This is a genomic window from Bacteroides propionicifaciens DSM 19291 = JCM 14649 (genome assembly GCF_000375405.1).
Lineage (GTDB): Bacteria > Bacteroidota > Bacteroidia > Bacteroidales > Bacteroidaceae > Bacteroides_E > Bacteroides_E propionicifaciens.
Genome location: NZ_AQWS01000012.1, coordinates 24677 through 44390 on the forward strand (window position 1 = coordinate 24677; position 19714 = coordinate 44390).

At 38.4% G+C, this 19714-nt stretch carries 17 protein-coding genes; 15 read left to right on the forward strand and 2 right to left on the reverse strand.

What is annotated here, in order from left to right; translation table 11 throughout:
- Window positions 1-114 precede the first annotated feature (114 nt).
- The 15 genes from B091_RS0104955 to B091_RS0105025 all read left to right on the forward strand — a co-directional run bounded on the left by B091_RS0104955 (window position 115) and on the right by B091_RS0105025 (window position 17202).
- Window positions 115-1047, forward strand: a complete 933-nt coding sequence (locus B091_RS0104955) for a TPM domain-containing protein (RefSeq protein ID WP_018108904.1) — start codon at window positions 115-117, stop codon at window positions 1045-1047.
- A gap of 40 nt (window positions 1048-1087) precedes the next feature.
- Entirely contained in the window at window positions 1088-1669 is a 582-nt protein-coding gene (locus B091_RS0104960) for a LemA family protein (protein ID WP_018108905.1), read from the forward strand.
- Between the two features lie 158 nt (window positions 1670-1827).
- Window positions 1828-3003: an AIR synthase related protein gene (locus B091_RS0104965; protein WP_018108906.1), complete on the forward strand. Its 1176-nt coding sequence runs from the start codon at window positions 1828-1830 to the stop codon at window positions 3001-3003.
- Between the two features lie 3 nt (window positions 3004-3006).
- Complete coding sequence (gene prfA / locus B091_RS0104970) at window positions 3007-4092, forward strand: peptide chain release factor 1 (protein WP_018108907.1); 1086 nt, start codon at window positions 3007-3009, stop codon at window positions 4090-4092.
- A 14-nt stretch (window positions 4093-4106) separates the two neighbouring features.
- The gene (gene pyrF / locus B091_RS0104975) at window positions 4107-4931 is read left to right on the forward strand and encodes an orotidine-5'-phosphate decarboxylase (protein WP_018108908.1); all 825 of its coding nucleotides are present in this window, start codon (window positions 4107-4109) and stop codon (window positions 4929-4931) included.
- 4 nt (window positions 4932-4935) lie between these two features.
- Entirely contained in the window at window positions 4936-6168 is a 1233-nt protein-coding gene (locus tag B091_RS0104980) for an HD domain-containing protein (protein WP_018108909.1), read from the forward strand.
- Between the two features lie 100 nt (window positions 6169-6268).
- Entirely contained in the window at window positions 6269-7306 is a 1038-nt protein-coding gene (gene lpxD, locus B091_RS0104985) for a UDP-3-O-(3-hydroxymyristoyl)glucosamine N-acyltransferase (protein WP_018108910.1), read from the forward strand.
- 6 nt (window positions 7307-7312) lie between these two features.
- Window positions 7313-8698 (forward strand): bifunctional UDP-3-O-[3-hydroxymyristoyl] N-acetylglucosamine deacetylase/3-hydroxyacyl-ACP dehydratase, encoded by a 1386-nt coding sequence (locus tag B091_RS0104990; RefSeq protein ID WP_018108911.1) that lies wholly within the window; start codon window positions 7313-7315, stop codon window positions 8696-8698.
- A 9-nt stretch (window positions 8699-8707) separates the two neighbouring features.
- Complete coding sequence (gene lpxA, locus B091_RS0104995) at window positions 8708-9481, forward strand: acyl-ACP--UDP-N-acetylglucosamine O-acyltransferase (protein WP_018108912.1); 774 nt, start codon at window positions 8708-8710, stop codon at window positions 9479-9481.
- Window positions 9482-9604: 123 nt separating this feature from the next.
- Window positions 9605-10129: a hypothetical protein gene (locus B091_RS0105000; protein ID WP_018108913.1), complete on the forward strand. Its 525-nt coding sequence runs from the start codon at window positions 9605-9607 to the stop codon at window positions 10127-10129.
- 23 nt (window positions 10130-10152) lie between these two features.
- On the forward strand, window positions 10153-11079 hold the full coding sequence (gene miaA, locus B091_RS0105005) for a tRNA (adenosine(37)-N6)-dimethylallyltransferase MiaA (RefSeq protein WP_018108914.1): 927 nt from the start codon (window positions 10153-10155) through the stop codon (window positions 11077-11079).
- Between the two features lie 115 nt (window positions 11080-11194).
- Window positions 11195-11971 carry a Cof-type HAD-IIB family hydrolase gene (locus B091_RS0105010; RefSeq protein WP_018108915.1) on the forward strand — a complete coding sequence of 259 codons (777 nt, stop codon included), beginning with the start codon at window positions 11195-11197 and terminating at the stop codon, window positions 11969-11971.
- 12 nt (window positions 11972-11983) lie between these two features.
- The gene (locus tag B091_RS0105015) at window positions 11984-13978 is read left to right on the forward strand and encodes an AAA family ATPase (protein WP_026166320.1); all 1995 of its coding nucleotides are present in this window, start codon (window positions 11984-11986) and stop codon (window positions 13976-13978) included.
- A gap of 11 nt (window positions 13979-13989) precedes the next feature.
- Window positions 13990-16512 carry an AsmA-like C-terminal region-containing protein gene (locus tag B091_RS0105020; RefSeq protein ID WP_018108917.1) on the forward strand — a complete coding sequence of 841 codons (2523 nt, stop codon included), beginning with the start codon at window positions 13990-13992 and terminating at the stop codon, window positions 16510-16512.
- Window positions 16513-16590: 78 nt separating this feature from the next.
- Window positions 16591-17202 carry an L-threonylcarbamoyladenylate synthase gene (locus B091_RS0105025; protein ID WP_025069474.1) on the forward strand — a complete coding sequence of 204 codons (612 nt, stop codon included), beginning with the start codon at window positions 16591-16593 and terminating at the stop codon, window positions 17200-17202.
- Window positions 17203-17615: 413 nt separating this feature from the next.
- Here the strand turns inward: B091_RS0105025 and nagB are convergent, their stop codons facing one another.
- A complete protein-coding gene (nagB, locus tag B091_RS0105030; protein WP_018108919.1) occupies window positions 17616-18431 on the reverse strand; it encodes a glucosamine-6-phosphate deaminase in 816 nt (271 codons plus the stop codon).
- Between the two features lie 43 nt (window positions 18432-18474).
- Window positions 18475-19680 carry an FprA family A-type flavoprotein gene (locus B091_RS0105035; protein WP_018108920.1) on the reverse strand — a complete coding sequence of 402 codons (1206 nt, stop codon included), beginning with the start codon at window positions 19678-19680 and terminating at the stop codon, window positions 18475-18477.
- Between the last annotated feature and the right edge of the window lie 34 nt (window positions 19681-19714).

Genomic DNA, 19714 nt, shown 5'->3' on the forward strand with positions numbered 1-19714 from the left:
ATTATGTTCCTGAAATAAGTGCTAGAAGTAACTTTTGTTATTTATAAATAGTGCCCTAATAGCCTTTTATACCTAAAGTTATATTATTTTTGCAATGATAAATAAGAACAAATCATGAGTAAAACTCGCTTTTCTTACGTTATGGCTTTTATTTTTGTTCTAGCAATTAACCTCATGGGGGTAGTTGCACAGAACAAAGCCTATACCGTGAATGATGTACCCAATGTACAGATACAAGACAAAAACCAATACACCACCGATCCCGACGGGATTTTAACACCTGAAGCTAAAGCTAAGATCAACCAAATGATTCTTAGTTTGGAGCAAAAAACAGGTGCTGAAATTGCTGTTGTGACCCTACCCTCAATTGGAGATATAGAGTGTTTTGATTTTTCACATGAACTGTTTAACAAATGGGGAATCGGGAAAAAAGGACTAGATAATGGTTTGTTAATCTTACTAGTTACTGATCAGCGTTGCGTGCAGTTTTACACAGGTTACGGACTTGAAGGCATACTGACCGACTATACCAGCAAACAGATTCAGGTGAAAGATATGGTTCCCTATCTTAAAAAAGGAGCATGGAGCCAGGGGATGGTTGCGGGAGTACAAGCTGTATATGAACTACTCTACGATTCGATGGAAAACGGAGTAGTGACTAAGCCACAAAAAAACAAAGGAATAGGATTCCCTATAACTTTATTCATCGGTGCATTCTTTATTATTTTTATTTTAATGGGCTTAGCAGCTCATAAAATCAAGAAATGCCCTAAATGTGGCAAGAGCAAATTACAACGAGTCAATAGCACAACCATACAACGAACTCACAATTACGACGTAATCGAATCTACCTATAAATGCCTCAACTGTGGGCACACACTCAAAAGAACCAACAAAGCTTATAAAGACAATCATCGTTCTGGCCCAGGTGGAGGTCCCATCATTGGTGGAGGCTTTGGCGGAGGAAATTTTGGTGGCGGTAGCTTCGGAGGTGGAGGCTTTGGCGGAGGAAGTGGTGGCGGCGGCGGTGCTGGAACTCGTTTCTAAATCAGATTAAATTAATAACTAATATTAAACCAATAGACATATGAAAAAAGGACTTATTATTACCATAGCGATCGTTGTTGCCCTAGGATTATGGGGAATAACAGGCTTTAACAGCCTTGTATCGATGGAAGAAAACGTAGAGAATCAGTGGGCCCAGGTAGAAACACAATACCAAAGACGTGCTGACCTCATCCCTAACTTAGTAAACACAGTTAAAGGATATGCTTCTCACGAAAAAGAAACCCTTACTGGCGTTATTGAGGCAAGAAGTAAAGCTACGCAAATGACAGTAAATGCTAAAGATCTTACGCCCGAAAAATTAGCAGAATTCCAAGCGGCTCAAGGTCAATTAGGTGCAGCTCTGGGACGCTTAATGGCATTATCGGAAAGTTATCCCGACTTAAAAGCCAACGAGCAATTTATGGGGCTTCAAGCTCAACTCGAAGGTACGGAGAACAGAATAGCTGTAGCACGTAAAAACTTCAACGATTCAGCTAAAGCTTATAATGTAAAAATAAGAAAGTTCCCTAAAAACATATTGGCTGGAATGTTCGGCTTTGATAAACGCCCTTACTTTGAGGCTGACGCCGGAAGTGAGAAAGCGCCACAAGTTGAATTCTAGACCCGCAACCCTATTAATCCACCTATTCGAAGACTAGTTCTACAATGGGTGGATTTGTCGTTCATAGTCCACAGATGCATAGTTGGACAGTGTATTGCTCGACACGAAAAAAAGCAGTACTTTTGTAACAGATACTTAGTAATCATAAAACCATATTCATGAGTAACCAACGCTATATGTTGAGAGGTGTTAGTGCATCTAAAGAGGATGTACACAACGCAATTAAAAACATCGACAAAGGACTATATCCAAATGCATTTTGTAAAATCATCCCCGATATCTTAGGTGGTGACCCCGACTATTGTAATATTATGCACGCTGATGGTGCTGGCACTAAATCGTCACTAGCCTATGCCTACTGGAAAGAAACAGGTGATATTAGCGTGTGGAAAGGCATTGCGCAAGATGCACTTATCATGAATATTGATGACCTACTCTGCGTTGGAGCGGTTGACAATATCCTTGTTTCATCTACTATAGGCCGTAATAAGTTACTTATTCCAGGAGAAGTAATATCAGCTATTATCAACGGTACCGATGAGTTACTTGCTGAACTCCGTAAAATGGGTGTTGGAGCTTACCCTACAGGTGGTGAAACAGCTGATGTGGGCGACCTTGTTCGCACCATTATTGTAGATAGCACAGTGACTTGCCGAATGAAACGTAGTGATGTTATCGACAATGCTAACATCAAAGCTGGAGATGTGATTGTGGGCTTGGCTTCTTTTGGTCAGGCTACTTATGAAAAAGAATATAACGGTGGAATGGGAAGTAACGGATTAACCTCAGCAAGGCATGATGTTTTTTCACGCTATTTGGCCGAGACATTCCCCGAAACTTACGACAGTGCAGTTCCTGCTGATTTGATTTACTCTGGAGGTTTACTTCTTACAGACTCCGTAGAAGGTTCTCCTATCAATGCTGGCAAACTCGTATTGTCACCTACTCGTACTTATGCACCCGTTATCAAGAAAATTCTTGATAAACTCCGTGCGCAAATAAACGGAATGATTCACTGTTCAGGCGGTGCTCAAACTAAAATATTACACTTTCTACCTGAAGGTTTACGTGTGGTTAAAGACAATATGTTTGCTGTACCACCCCTATTTAAAACTATTCAAGAAGAGAGTCAAACAGACTGGGCAGAAATGTACAAAGTATTCAATATGGGACACCGTATGGAGCTTTACGTTTCACCTGAAATCGCTCAAGAAATTATCAGTATTTCTAAATCGTTCAACATCGATGCACAAATTGTGGGACGAGTTGAGCAAAAAACAGATTCAAATGCTACGCTCACGATAAAAAGTGAATATGGTGAATTCAATTATTAATTTATGGCAGATAACAGTATTTTAAATAAACTAGACGATTTAGTATCACGTTTCGAGGAGGTATCTACACTTATTACAGACCCTTCGGTAATTGCTGATCAAACGCGTTATATCAAGCTTACCAAAGAATATAAAGAGCTTAGCGACCTAATGAATGCCCGCAAAGAATATATTGCGGCTATTGACGGGGTTAAAGAAGCTAAAGAAATCATATCGCACGAGTCGGACCCCGAAATGAAGGAGATGGCTAGAGAAGAACTAGAGGCATGTGAAAAGCGCATTCCAGAGCTAGAAGAAGAGATTAAAGTGCTGCTAATCCCTAAAGATCCGCAAGACGACAGAAATGCAATTATGGAAATTAGAGCAGGTACTGGAGGTGATGAAGCTGCACTTTTTGCAGGTGACTTATATCGTATGTACACCAAGTATTGTGAAGACAAGGGTTGGAAAGTTGAGGTAAGCAACTTCAATGAAGGTACTGCTGGCGGATTTAAAGAGGTTGTATTTTCTATTAGTGGAGACAACGTTTTCGGCATATTGAAGTACGAATCGGGAGTTCACCGTGTACAACGCGTACCCGAGACCGAATCACAAGGTAGAGTACATACTTCGGCCATTACTGTTGCTGTCTTACCCGAAGCCCAAGAGGTAGATGTAGAGTTAAATCCTGCAGATATCGAGTTACAAACAGCTCGTTCGGGTGGTGCAGGTGGTCAGCATGTTAACAAGGTTGAGACTAAAGTCATGCTAACTCACAAACCAACAGGTATTGTTGTCATCTGTCAAGAAGGACGTTCGCAACACTCCAATAGAGAGACTGCGATGCAAATTCTTCGATCGAAACTCTACGAAATGGAGTACGAGAAAGTAAATAGAGAACGTTCAGAACACCGTAAATCACTCGTATCAACAGGTGACCGTTCGGCTAAAATCAGAACGTATAACTTCCCTCAAGGTAGAATTACGGATCACCGAATTAATTATACGATTTATAACCTTCAAGCTTTCATGGATGGTGATATTCAAGACTGTATTGATCATCTAATCGTAGCTGAAAATGCAGAACGAATGAAAGAGAACGAACTATAAAACACAACTAAACAATGACCAAGAAAGAACTATTTGAGCAGATCAAGAAAAAGGAGTCTTTCCTTTGTGTTGGTTTAGATACTGACATGGAGAAAATTCCTCCTCACCTACTCTACGAAGAAGATCCAATATTTGCATTCAATAAGGAAATTATTGATGCTACGGCTGATCTTTGTGTAGCTTATAAACCAAACACTGCTTTTTATGAGTCACAAGGTATTCAAGGTTGGACAGCACTGATTAAGACCGTAAATTATATAAGGACGCATTACCCTGAGCAATTCATTATTGCTGATGCCAAACGTGGTGATATTGGGAATACCTCAGCAATGTATGCAAAGACTTTTTTTGAGAATATTGAGTTTGATGCAGTTACTGTTGCCCCCTACATGGGAGAAGATAGTGTTACTCCCTTTCTAGGTTACCCTAGCAAATGGGTAATCTTACTAGCACTTACAAGCAACAAGGGATCACAAGACTTTCAACTCATGAAAGATGAAACTGGTCTTAACCTATTCGAAAAAGTACTTCAAGACTCACAAACTTGGGGTAACAATGAGAACATGATATATGTTGTAGGAGCTACCCAAGGTAAGTCATTTGAAACTATTCGTAAGCATGCACCGAACCACTTCCTACTTGTTCCTGGAGTCGGAGCACAAGGAGGATCACTACAAGAAGTTTGTAAATATGGTATGACCTCTGAATGTGGATTACTTGTTAATTCGTCAAGAGGTATTATTTACGCCGACAACACCATTGATTTTGCTGAAGGAGCACGTAAAGCTGCTCAAAACTTGCAAGTTCAAATGGCGATCGAATTAGAAAATAGACTATAGTGGTATGCAAAATAGCAAACTGATTAATGACCCAGTATTTGGATTTATCAATATACCCGAAGGCATACTTTACAATATTGTGAAGCATCCATTCATGCAGAGATTAAGCCGAATTAAACAACTGGGGCTTTCTTCAGTAGTCTATCCTGGAGCTCAACACACACGCTTTCAACATTCACTTGGAGCATTTTATTTAATGACCGAAGCAATTGAACAACTCAAACGCAAAGGTCATTTTATATTTGATTCCGAGGCTGAAGGTGCTAAGGCTGCTATTCTACTACACGATATCGGGCACGGCCCATTTTCTCATGTTCTAGAGCACACAATAGTTGAAGGCATCTCTCACGAAGCAATTTCACTAGCTCTAATGAAGAAAATGAATCAAGAGATGGATGGCGGTCTCAGCTTAGCCATTCAGATATTCAAAGATGAGTATGCGAGCAAGTACCTTCACCAGTTAGTGAGTGGTCAACTCGATATGGACCGACTAGATTACCTCAGACGCGATAGCTTCTTTACGGGAGTACCCGAAGGAAGTATAGGATCAGCACGTATTATCAAGATGCTAAACTTGAAGGACGACCGTTTGGTAGTAGACGAAAAAGGGATATACTCCATCGAAAACTTTCTTGTGGCACGCCGCTTGATGTATTGGCAAGTTTATTTACATAAGACGAGCATTGCCTACGAAAATATGCTTATCAAGACTCTTCTTAGAGCAAAAGAATTGGCACTTAAAGGTAAAGAGATATTCGCACCTCCTTCATTAGCCTACTTCTTGAGAAACAAGATAGACAGAGCTGAGTTTTTTAGTACAGATGAAGGTCTGTCCAATTTTATCAATATAGACGATAATGACATATGGTCTTCATTGAAAGTATGGTGCAAGCATCCTGACAAGATATTATCACTACTGAGTAAAGGAATGGTAAACAGGCAGCTTTTCAAGATAGAAGTGGCCGATAAACCAATCGACACTGAACACGTAAAGAAACAAAAAATAAGGATTAGTCAACATTTTAAACTAGATGAACATGAAGCCTCCTATTTCATTAATAGTGGTATTATCGAGAACAAGATGTATGATCCTTATGACAACAGCATTGACCTTTTATATAAAGATGGGAGTATAAAAAGCATCACCGAATCCTCTGATTTATTGAAGACTACGACTCTATCTCAGAAGGCACAAAAGTATTATTTGACATACTACAGAATCGGTGACGAAGTATAAATATCGCATAAAAAGCAAGGTTATAACAAAAAAATATCCGTTATTTGCGATACGTATTGTAGCATAGGCCCAATGCGACTATTATTTAGAATATTAAAATATGGAATTTTCAGCAAAGCAAATTGCGTCATACATACAAGGTGAAATTGTTGGTGACGAGAATGCAACTGTACATACATTTGCTAAAATTGAAGAGGGAGTTAAAGGAGCTATTTCCTTTCTCTCGAACCCCAAATATACACACTATATTTACGATACAGAATCTACTATAGTTCTAGTGAACAAAGATTTTGAACCCGAAAAGCCCATTTCAGCTACTTTAATAAAAGTGGACAATGCTTATGATAGCCTTGCGAAACTTTTAATGCTCTATGAGGCTAGCAAACCTAAAAAAACTGGGATTAGCACTTTAGCATCTATTGCAGAAACAGCACAGATAGGAGAAAATGTATACATTGCCCCCTACGCAGTGATTGGTGATCGTGCAGTGATAGCAGATGATGTGGCTATTTACCCAAATACGTATATTGGAGACAGCGTTAAGATTGGAAAGAATACTATTGTATACGCTAATGTTAGCGTCTACCACGATTGTATGATTGGAGCAGGCTGTGTTGTTCATTCTGGAGCAGTAATTGGTGCAGATGGCTTTGGCTTCGCACCTACTGCAGAAGGCTACGAAAAGATACCTCAAATAGGAACAGTCATCATTGAAGATAATGTTGAAGTTGGTGCAAATACTTGTATCGACCGAGCAACAATGGGGGCGACAATTATCCGCAAAGGTGTTAAATTGGATAACTTAATTCAAATCGCACATAACGACGAAGTAGGCTCACATACGGTTATAGCTGCACAAGCAGGAGTAGCAGGCTCTACAAAAATCGGTCAATGGTGCATGATTGGCGGTCAAGTAGGACTAGCTGGGCATGCCAAAATTGGCGACAAAGTCGGCATAGCCGCACAAGCAGGAGTACCTGGAAGCGTAAAAGCAGGAAGCCAAATTATGGGTTCACCAGCATTTGATGCACGCCAATACTTCAAATCTGCAGCATTATACAAAAAACTTCCGGATATTTACACGGAGTTGAATGCGCTACGCAGAGAGTTTAATGAACTTAAGAGTAAACTAAAATAAAGACCAATGTTAAAACAAAAAACGCTTAAGGAAAGCTTTTCACTGAGTGGGAAAGGTCTGCATACCGGCTTAAATTTAACTGTTACTTTTAATCCAGCACCCGATAATCACGGATACAAAATTCAACGAGTAGATTTAAAAGATCAACCCATAATTGATGCTGTAGCTGATAATGTAATCGAAACAACTCGTGGAACTGTTCTTGCTAAAGGAGACATTAAGGTAAGCACTGTAGAACATGGAATGGCTGCTTTATATGCACTCGGCATTGACAACTGTTTAATCCAAGTTAACGGGCCCGAGTTCCCTATACTTGATGGTAGTTCCATTTTTTACGTTCAAGAAATTGAGAAAGTCGGAACTGTCGATCAAAGTGCCGTTAAAGACTTTTATATAATTAAATCTAAGATAGAATTTACAGACGAAAAAACAGGATCATCAATTATTGTACTTCCTGATGATGAGTTTAGCTTAAACGTGCTGATATCTTATGATTCCGAAATACTACCCAACCAATACGCGACATTAGAACACATGTCTGACTTCGCAACTGAAATTGCACCATGTAGAACATTTGTGTTTGTTAGAGAGATAGCTCCATTATTGCAGGCAGGCCTAATCAAAGGTGGTGACCTGGATAATGCTATAGTGATTTACGAGAAAGAGATGACTCAAGAGAACTTCAACACACTTGCTGATGTTATGGGAGTTCCCCATCAAAATGCAAGCAAATTGGGTTACTTAAACCACAAACCATTGGTATGGCCTAACGAATGTGCTCGCCACAAACTTTTAGACGTTATTGGTGATTTAGCATTAATTGGTAAACCCATTAAAGGAAGAATCATTGCGACTCGACCTGGACACACAGTAAACAATAAGTTTGCTCGTAAAATGCGTAAGGAAATACGTTTGAACGAAGTTCAAGCTCCTCTATATAACCCGGAGAAAGAACCAATTATGGATGTTAATCGCATCCGCGAGTTACTTCCCCATCGCTACCCTTTCCAATTGGTAGATAAGATTATCGAAATTGGAGCAAATTATATTGTTGGAGTAAAAAACATAACTTCAAACGAACCTTTCTTCCAAGGACATTTCCCTGAAGAACCTGTTATGCCAGGTGTTCTTCTTGTTGAGTCAATGGCTCAGGTGGGAGGACTACTTGTGCTTAACTCCCTTGATGATACTGCCGAATACTCAACTTATTTCATGAAAATTGATAAAGTTAAGTTTCGCCAAAAAGTGACTCCTGGAGATACACTTGTATTTAAAGTCGAAATGATAAGTCCAATAAGAAGAGGTATTGCCACCATGAAAGGCTATGCTTTTGTTGGAGAGAAGATTGTATGTGAGGCCGAATTCATGGCTCAAGTAGTTAAGAATAAATAATATCTATAAATGATAAGTCCACTAGCTCATATTCACCCTGAGGCAAAACTAGGCAATAATGTTGAAGTTGCCCCATTTGTTTACATCGATAAAGATGTAGTTATCGGAGATAATACTAAAATCATGCCTAATGCCACAATTCTTAGTGGGTCAAGAATAGGTAAGAACAATACTATTTTTCCGGGAGCCGTTATTGGTGCAATCCCTCAAGATTTAAAGTTTGCTGGAGAAGTCACTACTGCTGAAGTCGGTGATAATAACATCATCAGAGAGAACGTCACTATCAATAGAGGCACTGCTGCAAAAAATAAAACAGTAGTTGGAAACAATAACCTTCTTATGGAAGGAGTTCATGTTGCTCACGATGCTATAGTTGGTAACGGTTGTATAATCGGAAACTCAACAAAACTAGCTGGCGAAATTATCATCGACGATTTTGCTATTATTAGTGCTTCAGTACTGATGCATCAGTTTTGTCGAGTAGGAGGTTTTGTTATGATACAAGGAGGATGCAGATTCAGTCAAGATATCCCACCTTACATCATTGCAGGACGCGAACCAATTATTTTTGCTGGAGTTAACATCATTGGACTACGTCGAAGAGGCTATTCAAGTGAAACTATTCAGAATATCCAAAACACCTATCGTATAATTTACCAAAGTGGTCTAAACAGAACAGATGCTTTAACTCGAGTAGAAGCAGAAATCCCCATGAGTGACGAAATAAAATATATTGTAGACTTTATCAGAACTTCTGAAAGAGGAATTATTAAAGGTGCATAATATCTATATCGCATAAGAAACAATTAAGAGCTTAGGTCACACTAAGCTCTTTTTTTAACTTGGTATTATGGTCTTGATTGCATTTTTACTATTTTTACACCATATATTAATACGAATACTAAAATGGTCTATAGATTCACACTAATTTCCGATGAGGTAGCGCAATATAAAAGAGAAATACAAATTGACCCAGACGCTACATTCCTTGAGCTGTATCAAGCAATATATAAATCGAACCAATACAGTGAGACTGATATGGCTTCATTTTATACTTGCGATGAAGACTGGGAACAAAAAAAAGAAATTTCACTTCAAGAAAATGAAGATAATTTTGAGGATGATATTTGGGTGATGGCAGACACTGCTATCAGCGAATTAATTGAAGATGAACACCAACGAATGGTCCTTCAGTTCAACCCACCTCACGAACGATATTTCTTCATAGAACTTACTGAAATCATCATCGGTGAGAATATTAATAAGGCTAAAGTCACAAAGAAAGAGGGTGAAGCTCCGGTACAATTTTTTGAAGAGGCTAAAGAAGAAGTAAAACCCACAAAGAAACTGGATGTCGATGAAACCTTTTATGGCGATCAAGACTTTGATTCACTCGAAATCGAAGGATTCGAAAACTTAGAAGATATTTAAATCCGAACAGCGTAAAAAGATAAATGAACCAACAGCATAATTTAATAGTCCTTGTGGGACCAACAGGTGTAGGAAAAACGGAACTTAGTTTAGCAATTGCCGAGCACCTTTCCACGGAGATTATATCTGCCGATTCAAGACAACTTTATAGACAACTTAAGATAGGCACAGCCGCCCCTACTGCTGAGCAATTAGCAAGAGTAAAACACCACTTGGTTGGAGTACTTGAACTAACCGACTATTATAGTGCTGCTAAATATGAGACCGAAGTAGTTTCGTTACTCGAAAGCCTTTTTCAAAAGAACAATACCTACCTACTCACAGGTGGATCAATGATGTATGTGGATGCTCTTTGTAAGGGAATCGACGACATACCAACAGTTGATAAACTGACACGCGAAATCCTAGTCAAACGTCACGAAGAAGAAGGGCTTGACCAACTCGTTGGGGAACTTAAGCTTTTGGACCCCACCTACTACGATCGTGTTGACCTCAAAAATCACAAACGTGTTTTGCATGCTTTGGAAATCTGCTATATGACAGGGAAACCTTACAGCTCATTTCTAACTCAAGAACACAAACAAAGACCCTTTAACATCATTAAAGTTGGACTGGAACGTGACAGACAAGAGCTGTACGACCGAATCAACCTTCGAGTTCACCAAATGCTTGAAGATGGCTTGGTAGAAGAGGTAAAACAAGTAATTGAGTACAAAGACCTCAACTCACTAAATACCGTGGGGTACAAAGAAATCATACAATTCTTGGAGGGTAATTGGAGCCTTGAGTTTGCAATACAAAAGATTCAACAAAACAGCCGAAATTACGCTAAAAAGCAGCTAACTTGGTTTAAAAGAGATCCAGATATTAAGTGGTTTCACCCCGGCCAAGATGCTGCTATACTCGAGTACATCGATAGTCAGCTAAAAATCAAACAAAACATAGATTAGCCAAAACATAAGCTCCTTTGATTTCGTTAAACTTTATGTCAAAGATAATTTGGACGAATAATCGTCATTTGACTTCTAAGTTCTTATTTTTGTATAAACTATAAACGAAATTATAATGAAAGCTATTTTTTTAGATATTGACGGAACTTTGGTTAGTTTCAAAACACATAAGATTGCTGAATCAACGATTAAAGCAGTTCAGATGGCCAAAGCTAAAGGTCATAAGGTGTTTATAGCAACTGGACGTCCAAAAGCAATTATCAATAATATAAGTGCAATAGAAGCCTATATTGATGGATTTGTAACCATGAATGGTGGCTACTGCTATGTAGGTACACAAATCTTACATAAGAGTGTTATCCCCGAAAGTGACGTAAAGAACATCGCAGCATATTGCAAGAAGAACAATAAAGCTACAATTTTCGTAAACGAACATACCATTGGTGTTTGTGCACCCAACGACCTAGTCAAAAGTATTTTTTACGACCACTTAAACGTACCTCAAATACCAGAGATCGGTTTTGATGAAGCGACGCATAAAGAGGTGTTCCAAATCACACCATTTATTACTACCCAAGAAGAAGATGCCATCCGTGATCTAATTCCTAGCTGCCAACCCGAACGTTGGAATCCTGAGTTTGTTGACATTGTCAGAAAAGGAAACACAAAAGAGTCTGGTATTAAGGTAATCCAAGATCATTTTAATATTAAGCAAGAAGACACCATTGCTATAGGTGATGGCGGTAACGACGTTTCAATGTTGGGTTATGCAGGAATCGGCATTGCTATGGGTAATGCAACAGACGAGGTTAAAGCCCATGCCGACTACGTAACAACTTCGGTTGATGAAGATGGTATTTATAATGCTCTAAAACATTTTAATCTTATATAATCAGCATTGACAATCAAGATTGATCAAAGAAATCGAGAATTTCAGCATGCATTAAATCTCATAGAGAACACAAGTCAGTCGATATTTCTGACGGGCAAAGCTGGAACAGGTAAGTCTACCTTCCTAAAATATATCTGTGAGAATACAAAGAAAAAGTATGTCGTATTAGCTCCTACAGGGATTGCAGCAATCAATGTGGGAGGTAGTACGCTACATAGTTTTTTCAAACTTCCTTTCCATCCACTACTCCCGGGAGATGCAAATCTAAGCACCCACAAAAAGCAGATTTATAAGTTCTTTAAATACAATTCGGAGCAAAAGAAGATACTTCAAGAGGTAGATTTAATCATTATTGATGAGATTTCCATGGTCCGTGCAGACACCATCGATGCGATAGATGCGATTCTTAGAGCCTACTCTAAAAATCCACGTAGCGCTTTTGGCGGTAAACAGATTTTACTCGTTGGAGATATTTTTCAGTTGGAGCCCGTTGTCGACAGCGATATGCGCAATATTATAAACAAAACCTATCCTACTCCTTTCTTCTTCTCGGCACATGCCTTTCGAGAAATGAAATTGGTTTCCATAGAGCTTCAAAAAGTTTATAGACAAAGCGACCCAGTATTCGTTAATGTGCTCAATAATATCCGAATGGCTCAAGCCGGGGCAGCCGATCTTCAGTTGCTAAATACACGATTGAACATTCAGACCAGTGAAATCAGCGAACTCTTCATCACACTTGCCACGCGTAGAGACCGAGTCGATTATATCAATGACAGTCGACTCAAGGCGCTTGAGGGTGATATAATAACCCTTTATGGAGAAATATCAGGTGAATTTCCAAACCAAAGCTTACCCACTTCACTTGAACTAGACATCAAGATTGGAGCTCAAATTATCTTTATCAAGAATGATCAAGACAAACGCTGGGTCAACGGTACGATTGGAGTAATTAGTGGTATAAACGAAGACAAAGGCCTACTCTACATTGTCACAGACAAGGGAGAAGAAGTCGATGTAAAGCCCGAAACCTGGGATAACATTAAGTATAAGTATAACGAGACAAAAAAAGAAATTGAAAGCGAAGTCTTAGGACATTTCATGCAATTCCCTATCAAACTAGCTTGGGCGATTACAATTCACAAAAGTCAAGGGCTAACCTTTGACAACGTTGTAATCGACTTTACTGGTGGTGTTTTTGCTGGTGGTCAAGCCTATGTCGCATTAAGTAGATGCACCTCACTGAGTGGTATTATTCTGACTAGTGCAATTACACCTACCCATATTTTTGTACATCCTGAGATCGTACGATTTGCCCGAGATTTCAATAATCAACAAGCGATCCAAACTGCACTCAAAGAAGGACAAGCCGACGAAGCCTATCAGCAAGCTTTAAAACATTTTGATAAAGGAGACTTTAAGTCTTTTCTTGGTTCATTCTTCAAGGCAATACGTTCAAGATATGATATAGAGAAACCCTTAGTTCAACGATTTATCAGACATAAACTAGGCATTATAAACAAGCTAAAGCTTGAGAATAAAGAACTAAAAGAACAGCTACAACAACAAAAAGATAACCTTAAGAAATATGCAAAAGAGTACTATCTTATGGGAAATTCCTGTATTACTGAAGCTAAAGACAAAAATGCAGCTTTAGCAAATTACAAAAAAGCAGTAGAGTTGAACCCAAACTATACTGATGCATGGGTAAGAATTGGAGTAACACTCTATGATTTAAACAAATACGACGAGGCAAGCTCAGCACTCAATAGGGCTGTTAGTCTAAGCCCGTTTGAATTCAAATGTGTCTATAACCGTGGTAAACTTCGTCTAGCTATACACGAAAACGAAGGAGCTGTTGCTGACTTAGATAAAGCAACGACTATCAAACCTGAGCACCCCAAAGCTCACGAGCTATTTGGTGATGCATTATTCAGAGTTGGTAAGGAGAATGAGGCAGAATTGCAATGGCGCATAGCCAAAGAACTTAAAAATAAAATAAATTAACATAACAAGATATGAAAAAAGTACTAAAGATTGTAGGTGTAATTATTGCCCTACTGCTGGTTATCATGATTTCGATACCACTTTTATTCGGTGGTAAAATTGAGAGCATAGCCAAGCAAGAAGCCAATAAAATGCTTAATGGAGAGTTCGACTTTTCATCACTCGACATCAGCTTATTTAAGAACTTCCCAAAAGCCTCACTTACGGTGAATAATTTTTGGGTTAAAGGAGTCGATGATTTTAGCAACGATACCATTGTCAAAGCAAAAGAATTAACTGCCACAATCGATATATTCTCTCTTTTTGGAGACAGTTATGAGATTGACAGAGTGATTTTAAAAGAGGCTACTCTAAAAGCTGTTATTGCAGAAAATGACAAAGTAAATTGGGACATACTCAAAGAGTCGGAGGTAACTACCGAAACTTCTGTGGCGACCGAAGAAGGTGGTGACTTTGCACTAAAGCTAAACCAGCTGACACTTGATGACCTAACTATTCTCTTTGACAACCGTAAAGACAAAGAGTTGATGTCGATTAATCACCTACAACTTAATCTTAAAGGTGATCTATCGAGCGAACACACGACACTCAACATTACAGCCGAATCTCCTGCGATCAGTTACAACGTCAACGGCTTGGCTCTGGTCAACAATATTTCGGTTAAGACTAAAATCAACCTTGATGCTGACTTGAAGAATAACAAGTTTACACTTAATCAAAATGAGATTCAGCTCAATGCCATTAAATCAAGCTTAGACGGCTGGGTAGCACTAAAAGAAGATGATGCTATAGATATGGATTTGAGTATCAATACAGATAAAATTGATTTCAAACAAATTCTATCGCTAATCCCTGCACTATATACTAACGACTTCAAAGGACTTAAGACTGAAGGGCAAGCTACTCTTAATGCCTATGCAAAGGGCACTTTTAAGGGCGATAACCTACCTGCCTTCAACGTGAAGTTAGACATTAAAGATGCCTCATTCAGATATCCATCTTTACCAACAGGTGTAGAGCAAATCAATGTATTTGCAGAGGTTAACAATCCTGGAGGTACTGCAGATGCAACAAAGATAATTATCAACCCACTGGCTTTATCAATTGCAGGAAATCCATTTAAAGTCACCGCAGAGGTAGTTCACCCAATTAGTGATCCTGTCTTCAAGATGACTGCAAACGGGATCTTAGATCTTGGTAAGATAAAGGATGTATATCCCCTAGAAGACATGGAGCTTAATGGAACTATCAATGCAAACCTATCGGTAGCAGGTAAATCTTCGGATATTGAGAAAGAATTCTACGAAAAGATTAATGCTTCTGGGACTGTTAAGTTAACCGACATGGTTGTAAACACGAGCAGCCTCAAAAATCTAAAAATCAACCAATCACTACTTACATTTACACCAGCCTATCTAAAGCTGAGCGAAACTAAAGTTGAGTTTGGCAAAAACGACCTTACCGTAGATAGCCAACTTCAAAATTACATTGGCTATTTCTTACATGGTAGCACCATCAAAGGTTCGCTCAATGTATCTTCGAACTACTTAAATCTAGATGATTTTGGCATGACTCAAGAGGATACAGCAACAGTAGAAGAAACAGATAGCGTAACTACAGCCATTGAGATACCTAAGAACATTGACTTCAACATGAATGCTAATTTTAAAGAAGTCGTACTAGCCAAAATGAAGTTTGAGAACATCAATGGCCGCATTGCTCTTAAAAATGGTAAGGCTGACATGACAAACCTATCAATGAATACAATGGGAGGTGAAATCGTTATGAATGGTTTCTACTCTACACAACAGCCTAAACACAGTTTACTTAACGCAAACCTAATCATGAACAACTTAGTCTTTGCGCAAGTATATCGTGATCTGGACATGGTACAATCATTGGCCCCAATCTTCAACTCACTCGAAGGCACGTTCTCAGGAGCTATGCAGATCAAGACAGAGCTCAACGAAAGCCTTGAACCTGTATATCCAAGTCTACAAGCTGCTGGTAACCTTAAGACTAAGAACATTAGTCTTGAAAATGTTAAGGCTCTTCAAGGCCTAGCTAAAGCTGTTAAAAAAGAGGATTTGGTAAACAAACCACTCAAGGACTTAGAACTTAACTTTACAATTAAAGACGGACGTCTAGAAACTAAACCTTTCGAATTCAACTTGGGGGATTACCTGATGACACTTTCGGGTACAACTGGTCTTGATCAAACAATTGACTACTCGGGTAAACTTAAGCTTCCTAATTCTGTAGCTAAAATAGATGGCTTAAATACAGTTGGCATCTTGATTGGTGGAACATTTAACGCCCCAACCTTTAAGCTTGATACCAAAAGCATGATAGAGAGTGGTGGTAAAGCTCTTGAAAGTGCTGCAAAAGATTTTATTAGCAAAGAGCTATTAAAGAATAAAAAAGATACCACAGCCACTGGCGATAAGGAGAGCGAGAGGGATTTTAAAGAAGATGTAAAAGAAGAGGTTGGAAATAAAATTAAAGATCTTTTTAAGAAGAAAAAGAACAAGTAGTTTTATTATATTGTTATCTTTCAAGAAAGCTACTACTCATCATGAGTAGAGCAATGTTACACTAAAAATATTGAGAGTATGTTATTAAAAATGTATGATTCGAATAATGATCCTCAAAAAATCCAAGAAGTGATTAACGTTCTAAACGACGGAGGAATTATCATATATCCAACAGACACGATGTATGCAATTGGTTGTCATGGACTCAAAGAAAGAGCTATTGAGAAAATTTGTTCAATAAAAGGAATCGATCCTCGAAAGAACAACCTCTCTCTTATCTGCTACGATTTGAGTACGATTAGTGAATATGCCAAAATGAGTAACGTGGTTTTTAAGATAATGAAAGCTAACTTACCAGGACCATTTACTTTTATACTTAGTGGTACAAACAAACTACCCAAGATTTTTAGAAATCGTAAAGAGGTGGGGGTACGTATGCCTGACAATAATATCATTAATGATATTGCGAAACAACTTGACTTCCCTATTATGACTACAACTGTTCCTATAGGTGAAGGAGAAGATACTGAATATGCTACAAACCCCGAACTAATCTACGAAAAGTTTGGACATCTTGTAGATATCGTAATCGATGGTGGAGTTGGTGACTATAGCCCTTCAACTATTGTTGATTGCACTGGCGAATACGTTGACATTGTACGTCAAGGTAAAGGTGAATTGGTTATCTAACTAAAAGTAATAATAAACTTAATAAGAATCGGGCATCCCATAAAATATGGGATGCCCGATTTATTTTTTCTATTCAGACTGCTGTCTAATTTAATGTTTTTTCATTTTTAAACAGTTCTATTTTTGGGGAAGCTTACAAACTAGTTGATCTAGATACCAATACTGTGCCTTTTAACCCTTATTTCCTACCAACTTTTTTTCTAAAGTTTGTGATATCTATACAGATTTTTAAAATATTAGCTGATATGATGTTGATATTTCTAGATGAATAAATTAAATATTATGCACTGACACAGTGCAATTTCAAGAATATTAATAAAAAGAGTAGCAACTCCACTACCCCAACAAAAAATTCGGCTTGCATCATTATAGACACAAGCCGAATTCTTAAATACTATTTCTAGTATAATATCTTATTTCTTCAATAGAGATTGAGGATCAAGGTTATCACCTTCGATATCTTTGAAGTAACGGTAAGTACCTACTTTGATCTCTGCAGTAGCAGCATCATCACAGATTACTAGACCTTTTTGGTGCATTTGTAGCGCAGTAATAGTCCACATATGGTTTACACAGCCTTCAACAGCATGCCATAAAGCACGAGCTTTGCTAGCACCGTTAACAAGAATCATAACTTCTTTTGCGTCCATAATAGTACCCACACCAACTGTTAGTGATGTTTTAGGAACCTTATTTACGTCGTTGTCGAAGAAACGAGAGTTAGCAATGATTGTATCTGCTGTAAGTGTTTTAAGACGAGTACGAGATGTTAGTGAAGATCCTGGCTCATTGAATGCAATGTGACCATCCGAACCTACACCACCCATAAACAAGTCAACACCACCATAAGATGCGATTTTATCTTCATAGCGAGTACACTCACCCTCTAGGTCTTCTACATTACCATTAAGGAAGTTCGTGTTTTCTGCTTTGATGTCGATGTGACTAAAGAAGTTATTCCACATAAATGTGTAATAGCTCTCTGGATGATCTTGAGACATACCTACATACTCATCCATATTAAATGTAACTACATTTTCAAAGGATACAAGACCTTTTTTGTTTAGTTCAATCAGGTTTTTATACATACCAAGTGGTGTTGAACCAGTTGGGCAGCCTAAAACGAAAGGTTTATCAGCTGTTGGTTTTGCTTGATTGATTTTTGCAGCCACATAATGAGCAGCCCAAAGAGAAACCGAATTGTAATCTGGTTGAATAATTAATCTCATGTCTATAGTTTATATATTAATAAAGTAAATAGGGTTGTAATGTTTACTTACTATCTTTTTTAAGTCGATCGGCCATGCTTTTGGCTAAATGCGAGCATTGGTCATAGTTGATTGGCTTCATGGCATGTTTCATCTCGATGGGATCAGCGACAAGTTCAAACTTACTTTTAGTCACAAAGTCACCCATGCGTTTAACAGCAGCACTTGCCCAACTAAATGAGCCAAAGTAGCCTAAGTATCTATTTTTGATATCACGAAGCAAAATATCAGATAAAAGAGCCTCAACACGAGGGTAAACCTGACCATTATAAGTCGGACTTCCTACGATTAGGCCTTTATAACGAAATACATCCGCGATAATATAAGATGCGTCAGATTTGTTAGCATTATGCAAAACTATATCTTTTATGCCTTGCTCAGAAAGCTCTAATGCAATCTCCTCAGCCATAGCCTCGGTATTACCATACATCGTACCGTAAATAATCACAACACCTTCTTTGGCATTATAAAGACTCAAGTCGTTGTAGATACTAACCACTTTATCGATATTCTCTTTCTGTGTCCAAACTGGACCGTGAGTAGAACAAATATTCGACAGCTTAACATCTGCGAGTTTAGTCAAAGCTCTTTGTACAGGAGAACCATACTTTCCTACAATATTTGAGTAGTAACGTACCATTTCATCCCAATAGATTGACACATTGATTTTTGAGTCGATAAATCCACCATTGAGTGCACCAAATGTACCAAAAGCATCTCCAGAGAAAATAGTTTCTGTAGTCTCCTCGTAAGTCATCATGGTTTCGGGCCAATGTACCATAGGGGTCATATAGAATCGAAGATGGTGTTTACCTAGTTTTAAAAAATCGCCATCTCCTACAAGGTACTGCTCTCCAGTAACACCATAGAATCCTTCGACCATACCAAAGGTTTGTTTGTTTCCCACAATAATAATATTGGGATATTGCTCTTTAATCAAGCGGATAGAACCTGAGTGATCGGGCTCCATATGATTGATTATCAAATAATCGATAGGACGACTGCCAAGAATCTTTTTTATCTTTAGTATGTATTCTTCGAAATAGCAAATTTCAACAGTATCTATCAAAGCAACCATCTCATCTACAATCAAGTAAGAGTTATAAGACACTCCATAAGGCAGTGGCCATAATCCTTCGAATAGAGGTGACTTACGGTCGTTTACACCTACATAGTGTATATCTCCAGTAATCTTTGTTTTCTGTTCCATGTTTATATTAACTTCATTTTGATAACAAAAGTAA

Coding starts and splice junctions, on each gene's coding strand:
- B091_RS0104965 (WP_018108906.1), top strand. CDS start 1,828: ATGAGTAACCAACGCTATATGTTGAGAGGTGTTAGTGCATCTAAAGAG.
- B091_RS0104980 (WP_018108909.1), top strand. CDS start 4,936: ATGCAAAATAGCAAACTGATTAATGACCCAGTATTTGGATTTATCAAT.
- B091_RS0105010 (WP_018108915.1), top strand. CDS start 11,195: ATGAAAGCTATTTTTTTAGATATTGACGGAACTTTGGTTAGTTTCAAA.
- B091_RS0105025 (WP_025069474.1), top strand. CDS start 16,591: ATGTTATTAAAAATGTATGATTCGAATAATGATCCTCAAAAAATCCAA.
- B091_RS0105000 (WP_018108913.1), top strand. CDS start 9,605: ATGGTCTATAGATTCACACTAATTTCCGATGAGGTAGCGCAATATAAA.
- pyrF (WP_018108908.1), top strand. CDS start 4,107: ATGACCAAGAAAGAACTATTTGAGCAGATCAAGAAAAAGGAGTCTTTC.
- B091_RS0105035 (WP_018108920.1), bottom strand. CDS start 19,680: ATGGAACAGAAAACAAAGATTACTGGAGATATACACTATGTAGGTGTA.
- B091_RS0104955 (WP_018108904.1), top strand. CDS start 115: ATGAGTAAAACTCGCTTTTCTTACGTTATGGCTTTTATTTTTGTTCTA.
- nagB (WP_018108919.1), bottom strand. CDS start 18,431: ATGAGATTAATTATTCAACCAGATTACAATTCGGTTTCTCTTTGGGCT.
- prfA (WP_018108907.1), top strand. CDS start 3,007: ATGGCAGATAACAGTATTTTAAATAAACTAGACGATTTAGTATCACGT.
- B091_RS0104960 (WP_018108905.1), top strand. CDS start 1,088: ATGAAAAAAGGACTTATTATTACCATAGCGATCGTTGTTGCCCTAGGA.
- lpxD (WP_018108910.1), top strand. CDS start 6,269: ATGGAATTTTCAGCAAAGCAAATTGCGTCATACATACAAGGTGAAATT.
- B091_RS0104990 (WP_018108911.1), top strand. CDS start 7,313: ATGTTAAAACAAAAAACGCTTAAGGAAAGCTTTTCACTGAGTGGGAAA.
- miaA (WP_018108914.1), top strand. CDS start 10,153: ATGAACCAACAGCATAATTTAATAGTCCTTGTGGGACCAACAGGTGTA.
- lpxA (WP_018108912.1), top strand. CDS start 8,708: ATGATAAGTCCACTAGCTCATATTCACCCTGAGGCAAAACTAGGCAAT.
- B091_RS0105020 (WP_018108917.1), top strand. CDS start 13,990: ATGAAAAAAGTACTAAAGATTGTAGGTGTAATTATTGCCCTACTGCTG.